Origin of the sequence: Streptomyces sp. NPDC056128, assembly GCF_042263835.1 — a bacterium.
In the GTDB taxonomy this organism is placed as follows: Bacteria; Actinomycetota; Actinomycetes; order Streptomycetales; family Streptomycetaceae; genus Streptomyces.
In genome coordinates this window covers 164,925-178,451 of sequence record NZ_JBHJVQ010000011.1, presented here as the reverse complement: position 1 = coordinate 178,451, position 13,527 = coordinate 164,925, and the positions used below count along the sequence as shown (strand labels likewise).

At 73.9% G+C, this 13,527-nt stretch carries 9 protein-coding genes; 7 read left to right on the top strand and 2 right to left on the bottom strand.

Annotated features, from left to right (window positions below):
* Window positions 1-142 precede the first annotated feature (142 nt).
* Window positions 143-4,174, bottom strand: a complete 4,032-nt coding sequence (locus ACFC1X_RS22340) for an FHA domain-containing protein (RefSeq protein ID WP_376356281.1) — start codon at window positions 4,172-4,174, stop codon at window positions 143-145.
* A 438-nt stretch (window positions 4,175-4,612) separates the two neighbouring features.
* Here ACFC1X_RS22340 and ACFC1X_RS22335 point away from each other — a divergent pair, with 438 nt between their 5' ends.
* From ACFC1X_RS22335 to ACFC1X_RS22320, 4 genes are all read left to right on the top strand, one after another.
* The gene (locus ACFC1X_RS22335) at window positions 4,613-6,256 is read left to right on the top strand and encodes a serine/threonine-protein kinase (protein WP_376356196.1); all 1,644 of its coding nucleotides are present in this window, start codon (window positions 4,613-4,615) and stop codon (window positions 6,254-6,256) included.
* Between the two features lie 105 nt (window positions 6,257-6,361).
* The gene (locus ACFC1X_RS22330) at window positions 6,362-7,606 is read left to right on the top strand and encodes a serine/threonine-protein kinase (RefSeq protein ID WP_376356194.1); all 1,245 of its coding nucleotides are present in this window, start codon (window positions 6,362-6,364) and stop codon (window positions 7,604-7,606) included.
* A 190-nt stretch (window positions 7,607-7,796) separates the two neighbouring features.
* Window positions 7,797-8,903, top strand: coding sequence for a peptide chain release factor 2 (gene prfB / locus ACFC1X_RS22325; protein WP_122619805.1), 1,107 nt, complete (start codon window positions 7,797-7,799; stop codon window positions 8,901-8,903).
* A 324-nt stretch (window positions 8,904-9,227) separates the two neighbouring features.
* Entirely contained in the window at window positions 9,228-10,094 is an 867-nt protein-coding gene (locus ACFC1X_RS22320) for a hypothetical protein (protein WP_376356192.1), read from the top strand.
* Window positions 10,095-10,206: 112 nt separating this feature from the next.
* Here the strand turns inward: ACFC1X_RS22320 and ACFC1X_RS22315 are convergent, their stop codons facing one another.
* Complete coding sequence (locus ACFC1X_RS22315) at window positions 10,207-10,398, bottom strand: hypothetical protein (protein WP_161330910.1); 192 nt, start codon at window positions 10,396-10,398, stop codon at window positions 10,207-10,209.
* A 214-nt stretch (window positions 10,399-10,612) separates the two neighbouring features.
* Here ACFC1X_RS22315 and ftsE point away from each other — a divergent pair, with 214 nt between their 5' ends.
* The 3 genes from ftsE (at window position 10,613) to ACFC1X_RS22300 (ending at window position 13,498) form a co-directional block, all read left to right on the top strand.
* Window positions 10,613-11,302 carry a cell division ATP-binding protein FtsE gene (ftsE, locus tag ACFC1X_RS22310; RefSeq protein ID WP_043372426.1) on the top strand — a complete coding sequence of 230 codons (690 nt, stop codon included), beginning with the start codon at window positions 10,613-10,615 and terminating at the stop codon, window positions 11,300-11,302.
* A gap of 31 nt (window positions 11,303-11,333) precedes the next feature.
* A complete protein-coding gene (gene ftsX, locus ACFC1X_RS22305) occupies window positions 11,334-12,251 on the top strand; it encodes a permease-like cell division protein FtsX (RefSeq protein ID WP_122619808.1) in 918 nt (305 codons plus the stop codon).
* 68 nt (window positions 12,252-12,319) lie between these two features.
* Window positions 12,320-13,498 carry a S41 family peptidase gene (locus ACFC1X_RS22300; RefSeq protein WP_376356189.1) on the top strand — a complete coding sequence of 393 codons (1,179 nt, stop codon included), beginning with the start codon at window positions 12,320-12,322 and terminating at the stop codon, window positions 13,496-13,498.
* The last annotated feature ends 29 nt before the right edge of the window (window positions 13,499-13,527 follow it).

The following is a 13,527-nucleotide window of genomic DNA, read 5'->3' as shown; positions in this document are numbered from 1 at the left end:
ACGGGGGGATCGTGACCGCGTCGTGACCAGGTGGGCGGCGTGGGTGTGGGCGTCGCTGGGGGCTGCCGCCCCCAGACCCCCGCATCGGCCTGGACGGCCTCGTCCTCAAACGCCGGACGGGCTGTCAGTGACGACCCCGGCGTCAGAGGAGTGAGGGGACCTGTGCCGCCTCCACCTCGCGGGCCGCCCGCTCCAACGCGCTGGCCAGCAGGGCCAGGTCGGTGGGGCCGTTGCCCAGTTCGCGTACCGGGCGGCGGGTGGGCGGGTCGCCCATGAGGTGCCATTCCAGGGGGATCACCGTGGGGCGCAGGGTCGCGGTGCGCGGGATGCGGCCGGTGACCCTTCCGGCCTGGAAGACCACGGCCGGTCCGTCGGGGCGGGTCAACCGGCCGCGTCCCGGCATCGGTTCGTCCGGTCCCGGGGCCGGGGTGTCCAGCGTGATGCGCAGGGTGGCGCGCAACGCGGGCTCCGTCTGGGCCGTACGGCCGCCCGGCGCGGTGGCGGCCACCAGGTGCACGCCCAGCCGCCCGCCCTCCCGCGCGACGGCCTCCAGCGCCCGCATGACCGACCCGGCCGCGGGGCGCCCGGGCGAGCCGAGCGGGGGAGTGACGAGCGCGTCGAGATCGTCCACGACCACCACGAGGCGGGGCAGCGGCGGTACGGCCCCGGACCGGCGCCGGGCCGCTCCCGGGCGCAGCCGCATGGTGGAGCTGGGCGGGGAGTCGAGGTCCCCGTTGTCGGGCGCCGACGCGGTGCCGGGTGCGCCGTCGGGCGGCGTGCGCTGGGTGACCAGGCGGCCCGACACCTCGCGTCCGGTGTGCCACTCGGGGAACTCCGACCGCCCTAGCAGCTCGGCCCGCCGCTTCAGCTCGGCGCTCAGGGACTGGGCGAACTCCCGCATGCGGACCGGGTCGTTGGCGGTGAGATGGGTGGTGACATGCGGTACGTCCGTGCAGACGGCCAGTCCTTCGCCGTGTCCGCCGTCGGTGCCCACGCTGTCGCGGCCGTCCATCAGGACGACGCCGAGGCGGTCGGGGCGGTCGGCGGAGGCGAGGGAGGCGACGAGCGCCCGCAGCAGCTCGGTGCGGCCGCTGCCGGGCTCGCCCTCGACCAGCAGATGCGGTCCCTCGGCGGCGAGGTCGACCGTGACGGGGCCGCGCGGTCCGGCGCCCAGGACCGCGTGCGCGCGCCCGCCGAGGGCGTGCGTGTCGTCGGCGGCGTCGGCCCAGCGGGCCATCAGGGAGGCCGGGGTGGCGCGGGCGAGGCCCAGTTCGTCCAGGAGCCGGGCCGCCTGGGGCAGCGGCGCGGCCACCCGCGCGTGCCGCTCGCCGCCCGCGGGGGCGTCGGTGCGCAGCGGCGCCAGGGCGCGCGCGAACCGCTCCGCCCAGGCGAGGGAGACGGCGTCGACCGTGCCGAGGGTGCCGTGCCCGACCGGGCCGGCCGGGGCCTCGCCGGACGTGCGCGCGACGCGCAGCAGCCGCAGGGTCGTCGCCACGTCGCCGCTCAGCAGCGCCACGGCACCGCACTCCCGGAACACCGGCGACACCGCGCAGGCCGCCTCGTACGTCTCCGCCACGGGCGAGGTGGGGGAGGCGGCGGCCGTCTCCGCGAGGCACAGGACGTGGATACCGGCCCGCGGTCCCTCCAGGGCCAGCCGCGCCACGGTCTCGCGCACGTCGGCCCCGCCGGGGTCCCCGTCCACGACGACCACGCTGTACGGCCCCGCGAAGCCGTCGGCCGGGTCGGTGCCGTCGTCGGGCCGGGCCCAGGAGGGCTGCCGGGTGCTGCCGGGGGCCGTCGCCGGCCTGGCCTTGGGCCGGGTGTCCGACAGGTGGTCGTCCAGGCGGCGGACCAGCTCGTGGGCGCGGGCCATGGCCTGTTCGCGGTCGTGGGCGAGGAGCAGGCGGCAGTCCTGGCCGTGCGCCGGGCGCAGCTGGGGCAGCCAGCCCAGCCAGGACCACTCGGCGGTCCGCTCGGCGAGCGGACGGGAGCGGTCCGCGCTGATCAGGACGATCTCCAGGGTCTCCGCGGAGTGCAGCGCGGCGAGCTGGGCCAGCACCGAGCGGGCCAGCCCGGCGAGGCGGGCGCGCGGGCCGGCCAGGCCGAGCGCGCCGACCTCGCGCAGCCCGGCGGTCACGGGGACCGCGGGCAACGGCGCGGCACCGCCGGGCGCCACCCGGTCGGCCGTACCGAGCCGCACGGTCAGCGCCTCCGGGTGCGCCGGGCCCCGCTCCCACAGCCGGGGCCCGGGTCCGAGCGCCGTCAGCAGCAGCGACGCGGCGTCCGGCCAGGTCTCCGGGGCGTGCGAGGCAGCACCGGGTGCGGTCGGTGCCGGTCCGGCCGCCTCGTCGTCGTAGGCGTGCGCACCGGTGGCGGTGTCGTCCTGCGCACTCCCGCGCCCTCCGGTCAGCCGCCGCGCCCACGCGCCGATACCGCCGCGCCGCCGCACACCCTGCGGCAGGTCGGTGCCGCGCAGGGGGGTGCCTTTACGTCCGGTACCACCGTCCGGGACCCCACCGTCGTCGCCGCCGCGCCCGGGTGCGCCGGGGTGCGATCCGCTTCCGGGGGGCGCGGCTTCGGGGTGACCGCCCGCGCCGGAGGGCTGGGGGCGGGGGGTGCTCGTGCCGGGGGGACGGGTGCGGGGTGCGCCCGTGCCGGACCTGCTCTGCTCGGCGGGGTCGGTCCGGGGCTCGCCCCTGCGGGGTGCTCCCGCGCCGGGTCCGCCCGGTTCAGCGGGGTCTGTTCCGTGCTGGCCCCTGCGGGGTGCTCCCGCGCCGGGCCTGCCCTGCTCGGCGGGGTCCGTTCCGTGTTCGCCCCTGCGGGGTGCCGGAGCGGCGGGCCTGCCATCGCGTGAGGTCGGGGTGCCGGTGCCGTCCGGGGTGGCGGGGGTTCCGCCATGGCCGCGACCGCGTGACGTACCCGCGTCCGACCTCCCGGACTCGGTGGAGCGCGTTCCGTGCTCGCCACCGCGTGACGTACGCGCGTCGGGCCCGTCCGGATCGGCGGCGCTCCCTCCGAACGCGCCCGCGCCGTACCCACCCGCCGCGGAGTCGAACGCCCCGTAGGACGCCGCCCCGCCGTGGGTCTCGCCCCCAGCAGGGGTCTGCCGGGGGAAGCCGGCCGTGGGGCCCGTGCCGTGGCTCTCTATGCGGGGCGCGCCGCCCTGGCCGGGCACCTGGGGAGGCTCGGTGGGTGTCGCACCCCGGCCGTACCCCGACGGTCCGTCGGCCCGGTGGCCCAGTCCGGCGGGGCTGTCCCACTCACCGGCACCTGGGCGGCTCGCGCCGTCGGTTCCGGTCCCGTGGGCCGGAGTCTCCCAGCCGGGGGACGCCGCACCGCCCGCACGCGCGGGGCCGCTCGTCACACCTGCGTCCCGGGAGGCGGTGCCCGCCGGGCGGGGACCCTCCGCGCGGGAGGCACCGTCCGTGTCGCCCGCGTGTCCGCCGTCGGCCACGCGCGCGTGCGCCACCTCGTCGGCGTCACCGCCGCCCGGCGCGGGGGCCGCCGCCCCGGACAGCCGTACGTACCCCTCTCCGTCCGGCGTCGTCGCCGCCCGCGTCGTCGCCTCGCGCTGGACCGGCACCAGCCGCAGGGCCGACTCGCCGATCCGCAGCAGCGCACCCGGCGCGAAGCGGACCGGGCGGTCGCCCACGCGGGTGCCGTCCAGCGTGGTGCCGTTGGTGGAGCCGAGGTCGGCGACCGAGACGCGTGCGTCGGCGGTGACGGTGACCGCGCAGTGCATCCGGGAGACGTCCGGGTCGTCGAGCGCGACATCGGCGTCGGCGGAGCGGCCGAGGCGGATCTGCCCGCCGTGCAGGAGGTGGACGCCGCCCGCGTCCGGGCCCGCGACCACGTGGAGCTGGGCGGGGACGCCGGCCGGCTCGGTGTCCGGGTCGGGCTCGCCGGGGGCGCCCAGGCAGAGCACGGCGCCGTCGATCAGCGGTGGCTCGCCCAGGGTGCTGCGCTGGGTGTCGAGCCGGTGCGCGCCCGCGTACAGCACCACCTGGCCGGTGCCCGGGGTCTCGCCGCCGGGGAGCGCCGCGGCCAGCGCGGAGGCGACGGCGGCCAGGGCGGTGCCGGCCGGCGCGGTGACCAGCACGTCGCTGCTCGCGGCGCGGCCCCCCGCCGAAGCATGCGGGCCCAGCGGGTCTACGACGGTCAGCCGGATCTGCATCGCCGTCAGCGGTCCCTTCGCGCGGGCGCCCGCACGCCGGGCAGAAGCCGTCACCACGGTCACCCACCGCGGACTTCCCCCACCGCCACACGAGCACGTCGGCCAGTTCTCCACGCATCCTCGCACCTGCCACTGACAACGCGCCCGCCTCCCGCCGTCAAATGATCTTGATTGGTCGGCTCTGACCCCAAAAATGCCTGACAGGTGCCTCGGAGGTGATCGAAGACCGTCGGCTTGAGATCGGTCACGTCCGGGCATCGGCAACCAAGGGACCGGGTCGAGCGTCTTTCCTTCGAACACGGGCCGGGAGCGGAACGTAAGGCTTACCGGCGGACCAATGGGAACCACGGAACAACCGTGGAATGACGACAGCCCGGTGCCGGGAGCGCGGCATTACAGTGGGTCGGAACAGCCAGCAAGCAACTAGGAGCGCATGACGTGCGGCCGGTAGGCAGCAAGTACCTCCTCGAGGAGCCCCTCGGTCGCGGCGCGACGGGCACCGTCTGGCGTGCGCGCCAGCGGGAGACCGCGGGCGCCGAGGCGGCCGTGGCCGGACAGCCCGGCGAGACCGTCGCGATCAAGGTCCTCAAGGAAGAGCTCGCGAGCGACCCCGACATCGTGATGCGCTTCCTGCGGGAGCGCTCCGTCCTGCTCCGGCTCACCCACCCCAACATCGTCCGGGTCCGCGACCTGGTCGTGGAGGGCGAACTGCTGGCGCTCGTCATGGACCTCGTCGCCGGTCCCGACCTGCACCGCTACCTGCGGGAGAACGGGCCGCTCACCCCGGTCGCCGCCGCCCTGCTCACCGCCCAGATCGCCGACGCCCTCGCCGCCAGCCACGCGGACGGCGTGGTCCACCGCGACCTGAAGCCGGCCAACGTGCTGCTGAAGCAGACCGGCGGCGAGATGCACCCGATGCTGACCGACTTCGGCATCGCCCGCCTCGCCGACTCGCCCGGTCTCACCCGCACCCACGAGTTCGTCGGCACGCCCGCCTACGTCGCGCCGGAGTCCGCCGAGGGCCGCCCCCAGACCTCCGCCGTCGATGTGTACGGCGCCGGCATCCTGCTGTACGAGCTGGTCACCGGCCGTCCCCCGTTCGGCGGCGGCTCCGCCCTCGAAGTGCTGCACCAGCACCTGAGCGCCGAACCGCGCCGCCCCTCCACCGTCCCCGACCCGCTGTGGACGGTCATCGAGCGCTGCCTGCGCAAGAACCCCGACGAACGCCCCAGCGCCGAGAACCTCGCCCGCGGCCTGCGCGTCGTCGCCGACGGCATCGGCGTGCACGCGAACAACGCGCAGATCGGCGCCGCCGAGAACGTGGGGATGCTCCTCGTCCCCGACCCGGCGCCCGCACAGGTCCCGGGCGACCCCGGGGCCGCCGACCCGACGCAGGTCCTGCCGCAGAACGGCGGCTACGACCCGAACGGCGCGACCAGCGTCCTGCCGCACACCGGCAACCCGTCCGGCGCCGCCGACCCCACCGCCGTCATGCCGCCGGTGCCGCCGGGGCAGGGCCAGGGCGGGCAGCCCGGCGGACCCGACGACCCGCACCCCTGGCAGAACCAGCTGCGCGCCGCCCGCGACCGCAACGAGCAGACGCAGGTCCAGTACCTCGACCCGAACCAGGACCCGCTGCGCCGCCGCCCCCAGCGGCAGGTCTCCCGCCCGCCGCAGCAGCCCCGGCAGGCCCCGCAGGGCCCGCCGCCCCAGCAGCCCGGCTACGGCTACCCGCAGCAGCAACAGCCGCAGCGGTACGCCACCCCGCAGCCGCAGCAGCCCCAGCGGTACGCGCCGCCGCCCACGCCCGAGCCCCGGCCGCCCCGGCGTGAGCCGCGCCCGCCGCGGCAGCGCAGCGCGAACCCGATGCGCATCCCCGGGCTCGGCTGCCTCAAGGGGTGCCTGTTCACGCTCGTCATCCTGTTCGTGGCCGGCTGGCTGGTCTGGGAGCTGAGCCCGCTCCAGGGCTGGATCGGCACGGGCAAGGGCTACTGGGCGCAGCTCAGCGACTGGTTCACCACGGCGACCGACTGGATCGGAAACCTGGGTGGTTCGGACGGCGGCGGCTCCTCCGGCAGCTGAGTCTGGAGATTTGTCGACATCCGGCGGGTGATTTCCGCCTCCGCTGTGAAGGTTGGCTCCGTGGACGCGTACTTTTAGGCACAACACGCGTCGGTAGGAGCAGTCTTGGCACGGAAGATCGGCAGCCGGTACACCGCCCACCAGATCCTCGGGCGGGGCAGCGCCGGCACGGTGTGGCTCGGCGAGGGTCCCGAGGGGCCCGTCGCGATCAAGCTGCTGCGCGAGGACCTGGCGTCCGACGAGGAACTCGTCTCACGCTTCGTCCAGGAGCGCACGGCCCTGCTCGGCCTGGAGCACCCGCACGTCGTCTCCGTCCGTGACCTGGTGGTCGACGGCAACGACCTCGCCCTGGTCATGGACCTGGTCCGCGGCACGGACCTGCGCACCCGCCTCGACCGCGAGCGGCGCCTGTCGCCCGAGGCCGCCGTGGCCGTCGTCGCGGACGTCGCCGACGGTCTGGCCGCCGCGCACGCCGCCGGGGTCGTGCACCGCGACGTCAAGCCCGAGAACGTGCTGCTGGACATGCAGGGCCCTCTCGGCCCAGGCGGCTCCCACCCCGCCCTGCTGACGGACTTCGGGGTGGCCAAACTCATCGACACCCCTCGGCGCACCCGGGCCACGAAGATCATCGGCACGCCGGACTACCTGGCTCCGGAGATCGTCGAGGGCCTGCCCCCGCGCGCGGCGGTCGACATCTACGCGCTGGCCACGGTGTTGTACGAGCTGCTCGCCGGCTTCACGCCGTTCGGCGGCGGCCACCCCGGCGCGGTGCTGCGCCGCCACGTCACCGAGACGGTCGTCCCGCTCCCCGGCATCCCCGACGAGCTGTGGCAGCTCCTCGTGCAGTGCCTCGCCAAGGGCCCCGCCTCCCGGCTGCGCGCCTCCGAGCTGAGCGCCCGGCTGCGCGAGCTGCTGCCGATGCTGGCCGGGATGGGCCCGCTGGACGTGGACGAGCCCGACGCCGAGCAGGAGGAGGACTCGCCCGAGGAGCCCGCGACGTCCTCGGCGCCCGCCGGGGAACCGGTACGCCGCCGGGGGGCCGTGCCACTGGTCCCGGGAGCGAAGCCGGCCGACTCCAACCGCGACACGCACACGTCGATGCGCGTGCCCGCCCCGGACGAACTGGCGGGCGGCGCCCGCGGCACCGCCCGCGCCCCACGCGCCTCCGGTGCCCCACGCCCCGGCTCGGCCCGCAACCGCGCCGCCACCCGCCGCCGCCGCCTCGCCCTGGGCGGCGGCGCGGTCGCCCTGGCAGCAGCGATCGGCGTCGGCACCTGGCTGGCCACCAGCCCCGACGAAACCGCCCCGGGCCCCCAGGACACCCGAAACTCAGCCCCGGCCTCCCCCTGACCCCAGGCGGCCTGGCCGATCGCCGCCGACCGGCCGGATCGCCGACGGCGGCCGCCCGCCGCCCGCGCCCCGCACCGGCCCGTGCGGCCCCCGGCGCACCGGGGGCCGCGCACCCCCGCCGCACGCCGCCGCAGGCACCCGGCGTCACGGTCCGGCCGGGGCCGGTCGACGGAGCCGTTACGCTGGACGCGTGGCAGTCGTCGATGTATCCGAAGAGCTGAAGTCCCTCTCCTCGACCATGGAGTCGATCGAGGCCGTCCTGGACCTCGACAGGATGAGGGCAGACATCGCCGTGCTCGAGGAGCAGGCGGCCGCGCCCTCCCTGTGGGACAACCCGGACGAGGCGCAGAAGATCACGAGCCGGCTCTCCCACCTCCAGGCGGAGGTGCGGAAGGCCGAGGCCCTGCGCGGGCGGCTCGACGATCTCGGCGTGCTCTTCGAGATGGCCGAGGAGGAGGACGACCCGGACACCCGCGCCGAGGCCGAGTCCGAGCTCACGGCCGTGAAGAAGGCGCTGGACGAGATGGAGGTCCGCACCCTGCTCTCGGGCGAGTACGACGCGCGTGAGGCGCTCGTCAACATCCGCGCCGAGGCCGGCGGCGTCGACGCCGCCGACTTCGCGGAGAAGCTCCAGCGCATGTACCTGCGCTGGGCCGAGCAGCGCGGCTACAAGACCGAGGTCTACGAGACGTCGTACGCGGAGGAGGCCGGCATCAAGTCGACCACCTTCGCCGTGCAGTCGCCGTACGCCTACGGCACCCTCTCCGTCGAGCAGGGCACGCACCGGCTGGTGCGCATCTCGCCCTTCGACAACCAGGGGCGCCGCCAGACCTCCTTCGCGGGCGTCGAGATCCTCCCCGTGGTCGAGCAGACCGACCACATCGAGATCGACGAGTCCGAGCTGCGGGTGGACGTGTACCGGTCCTCCGGCCCCGGCGGCCAGGGCGTGAACACCACCGACTCCGCGGTGCGGCTCACCCACCTCCCCACCGGCATCGTGGTCTCCTGCCAGAACGAGCGGTCCCAGATCCAGAACAAGGCCACCGCGATGAACGTCCTCCAGGCCAAGCTGCTGGAGCGGCGCCGCCAGGAGGAGCAGGCCAAGATGGACGCCCTCAAGGGCGACGGCGGCAACTCCTGGGGCAACCAGATGCGTTCGTACGTGCTGCACCCGTACCAGATGGTCAAGGACCTGCGCACGGAGCACGAAGTGGGCAACCCCGAGGCCGTGTTCAACGGCGAGATCGACGGTTTCCTCGAGGCCGGTATTCGCTGGCGCAAGCAGCAGGAGAAGTAGCGCGAAGCGGTTGCGCTCACGCCGCTTTGTCGACAAGGCAACCGCCGTCCACCGGGCGGCGGTTGCCTTTTGTCTGCCCGCCGTACGCCGGTGATGTCTGGGTTTTACATCACACTCACACCCTTTGTGTCCGGCATACGTCCCGTACCTGGACATCGCGTACGCAATGGCCTTGACGTTGCTTTGAACATTCGTAAGGGTGAGGCGCGGCATGCGTATTTCTGGGGCGCATGTGAACCGGGGGACATAAGCGCAGCCACTCCCGTCGATCACGGCCCCGAGTGCGGCCTCACTGACTAATCGGCTACTGGGGGTAGCAACCACATGACGAAGAAGACGCGCATCCGTGTCGCGCGCATAGCGGCCGGCGCCGTGATCGCCGCCGGCGCCTCGCTGACCGCCGCGGGTGCCGCCTCGGCGCTCGACATCGGCGTGAGCGCGGGTGTCGGCGACACCAACGTCGACCTCGGCGTGAGCGTCGGTGGCGACACCGAAGGCACGACCGAGGGGACCACCGAGGGCACCACCGAGGGCACCTCGGTCGGCGTGACCGAGGGCACCACGGAGGGGACCACGGAGGGGACCACGGAGGGGACGACCCAGGGCACCACCGAGGGGACCACGGAAGGCACCACCGAGGGGACCACGGAAGGCACCACCGAGGGCACGACCGAGGGCACCTCGGAAGGCACCACGGAGGGGACGACCGAGGGCACCACCGAGGGGACCACGGAAGGCACCACCGAGGGCACGACCGAGGGCACCTCGGAAGGCACCACGGAGGGCACGTCCGAGGGCACCACCGAGGGTGGCGACAACGGCGGCTCCGGCAACAACGGCGGCAACGGCAACAACGGTGGCAACGGCAACACCGGCGGTTCCGGCGACAACGGTGGCAACGGCAACACCGGTGGCACCGGCGGCAACGGTGGTGGCGGCGACAACACCACCCCCGACGGCGGCAGCAACGACAACGTCACCCAGGACGAGGGCTCCTCGGCCCTGACCGACACCGGCGAAGAGGCCCCGGCCTCCGACACCGCCGCCCAGGGCAGCGGTGACGAGCTGGCCGAGACCGGCGCCGCGGAGACCACGTTCCTGCTGGTCGGCGCCGCCACGATGATCGCGGGCGGTATCGGCTTCCGCCTGCTGCCGCGCATGATGAACGGTCGCGGCGGGGCCGCTGCCTGAAGGTAGCCGTCAGGCTACGCACGGCACAGGCACGCGAAGGGGCCCGGAGCGCACAGCGCTCCGGGCCCCTCTGCCATGTCTCCAAAAGGCCCTGTGGGGCCCTACGCGCCCGTCAGACGGTCTGGTGGGCCAGCAGGGCCACCGCCGCGATCAGCACCGCCAGCAGCGCGATCAGCGTCATCGGGTTCAGCCCCGCCAGGGGGCCCTCCTGCTGCATCCGCTCGCGGTTCGCCCGGCACACCGGGCACCGGCCCTCGTTCACGGGCGCCGCGCAGTTCGCGCACACCAACCGGTCGTACGTCATGCGCTCGCCCTCCTTGCCGCCGGCTCCGTCAGAACAACGCCCGCAACGACACGAACGTTCCCCTTCCACTGTGCCAGGTTCCGGGGGACCCCGCCCGTCCTCCCGCCAGGGACAAAACGCGCAACTGATACGCAACCCAGACCGGTGACTGCGGTCCGCTCCCCGGTTCGCGTATGGTCACGCACATCTACCCCCGGCGACCCGTGGTGCATCCGTGATCCGATTCGACAACGTCTCCAAGGTCTACCCCAAACAGAGCCACCCAGCCCTCAGGGACGTCTCCCTGGAGGTCGAGAAGGGCGAGTTCGTCTTCCTCGTGGGATCCTCCGGCTCCGGAAAGTCCACCTTCCTGCGGCTGATCCTCCGCGAGGAGCGGTGCAGCCACGGCCAGGTGCACGTCCTGGGCAAGGACCTCGCCCGCCTGTCCAACTGGAAGGTGCCGCAGATGCGGCGCCAGCTGGGGACGGTGTTCCAGGACTTCCGCCTGCTGCCGAACAAGACGGTCGGCGAGAACGTCGCCTTCGCCCAGGAGGTCATCGGCAAGTCCCGCGGCGAGATCCGCAAGTCGGTGCCCCAGGTGCTCGACCTGGTCGGTCTCGGCGGCAAGGAGGACCGCAGGCCCGGCGAGCTGTCCGGTGGTGAGCAGCAGCGCGTCGCGATCGCGCGGGCGTTCGTCAACCGGCCCAAGCTGCTGATCGCGGACGAGCCCACCGGCAACCTCGACCCGCAGACCTCCGTGGGCATCATGAAGCTGCTCGACCGCATCAACCGGACGGGCACCACCGTGATCATGGCCACCCACGACCAGAACATCGTGGACCAGATGCGCAAGCGCGTCATCGAGCTGGAGAAGGGCCGCCTCGTCCGCGACCAGGCACGCGGCGTCTACGGCTACCAGCACTGACGACGAGGAACGAAAGGCTTAACGAGACGCCATGCGCGCCCAGTTCGTGCTCTCGGAGATCGGTGTCGGTCTTCGCCGCAATCTGACGATGACCTTCGCGGTGATCGTCTCCGTCGCCCTGTCCCTGGCCCTGTTCGGCGGTTCGCTGCTGATGAGCGACCAGGTCAACACCATGAAGGGCTACTGGTACGACAAGGTCAACGTCTCGGTCTTCCTCTGCAACAAGAGCGACGCCGAGTCCGACCCCAACTGCGCCAAGGGCGCGGTGACCTCGGACCAGAAGAAGCAGATCATGTCCGACCTCGACGAGATGGCCGTCGTCGACAAGGTGACGTACGAGTCGCAGGACGAGGCGTACAAGCACTACAAGGAGCAGTTCGGCGACTCGCCGCTGGCCAGCTCCCTCACGCCGGACCAGATGCAGGAGTCGTACCGGATCAAGCTGAAGGACCCGGAGAAGTACCAGGTCATCGCCACCGCCTTCGACGGCCGGGAAGGCGTGCAGTCCGTGCAGGACCAGAAGGGCATCCTGGACAACCTCTTCGGCCTCCTCAACGGCATGAACTGGGCCGCCCGCGCGGTGATGGCGCTCATGCTGGTCGTCGCCCTGATGCTGATCGTCAACACGGTGCGCGTCTCGGCGTTCAGCCGTCGGCGCGAGACCGGCATCATGCGCCTCGTCGGCGCCTCCGGGTTCTACATCCAGGCGCCGTTCATCATGGAGGCCGCGGTCGCCGGACTCATCGGCGGTGGTGTCGCCTGCGGCTTCCTGGTGGTCGCCCGATACTTCATCATCGACCACGGTCTCGCCCTGTCCGAGAAGCTGAACCTGATCAACTTCATCGGGTGGGACGCCGTGTTGACGAAGCTGCCGCTCATCCTGGCCACCAGCCTGCTGATGCCCGCGTTGGCCGCGTTCTTCGCGTTGCGCAAGTACCTGAAGGTGTGACACATACCAAGAGGGCCGAACGGTCAAGCGACCGTGCGGCCCTCTCGCGTTGTCCTAGACTCACCGGCATGTCAGGTCGTGACCTGTTCTGTCAGCCCCGCCGCGTACGCCACGGGGCCGCCCTGACCTTGGTGTTCGCGAGTGTGCTCGTCGCGGGCGGGGTCACCGGCTCGTTCTCCGGAAGCGACCGGAAGCCCGAGCCGGACGCCGCGCACCCGGCCGCTCCCACCGGGCGGCACGACGCGGTGGCCAGGGCGGCCGCCGAGGCGCTGGCCGACGGCAAGTCCCCCGAGGAGGCCGCCGAACGCGCGGTCAGCCGCAGCGGGGACCGCTGGGGTGCCGTCTACTCCCACGGCGAGTACGAGGAGTTGGAGGACGCCCTGGACGGCCGGTACACCGGCGTCGGGCTCTCCGCGCGCCGCGAGCGCGACGGCCGCATCGAGGTGACCAGGGTGCGCTCCGGCTCGCCCGCCGCCGACGCCGGGATCCGCGAGGGCGACCGGCTGCGCAGCGTCGACGGCGAACGGGTCGACGGGCGCCCCGTCACCGAGGTCGTCGCCATACTGCGCGGCGACGCCGAGGCCGAGCCCGCCGGCACCGCCGTCCGGCTCGGTCTGGAGCGCGGCACGCGCGCGTGGAGCGAGACCGTGCGCCGGGCCAGGCTCTCCACGGAGCCCGTGACGGTACGCACCCTCGCCACCGGCGACACGGTGATCAAGGTCAGCTCCTTCACCAAGGGCGTCGGCGCCCAGGTGCGCGACGCCGTGCGGGGGCTGCCGTCCGGTGCGGGAGTCGTCCTCGACCTGCGCGGCAACTCCGGCGGTCTGGTCTCCGAGGCGGTCACCGCCGCCTCCGCCTTCCTCGACGGCGGCCTGGTCGCCACGTACGACGTCGACGGCGAACAGCGGGCCCTGCACGCCGAGCCCGGCGGCGAGACCACCAGACCCCTGGTCGCGCTCGTCGACGGCGGCACGATGAGCGCGGCCGAACTCCTCACCGGGGCCCTCCAGGACCGCGGCCGGGCGGTCGTCCTGGGCTCCCGCACCTTCGGCAAGGGCTCGGTGCAGATGCCGAGCCGGCTGCCCGGCGGCTCGGTGGCCGAGCTGACCGTCGGGCACTACCGCACCCCCTCCGGCCGCGGCGTCGACGGCACGGGCATCACACCCGACCTGGAGGTCGACCCGGCGGAGCCCGCCGCCCTGGAACGGGCGCGGACGGTACTGAGCGGACTGGGACCGACCGCGTAATCGGCTTTCCGTGAGCCCCCTCGGTAGTG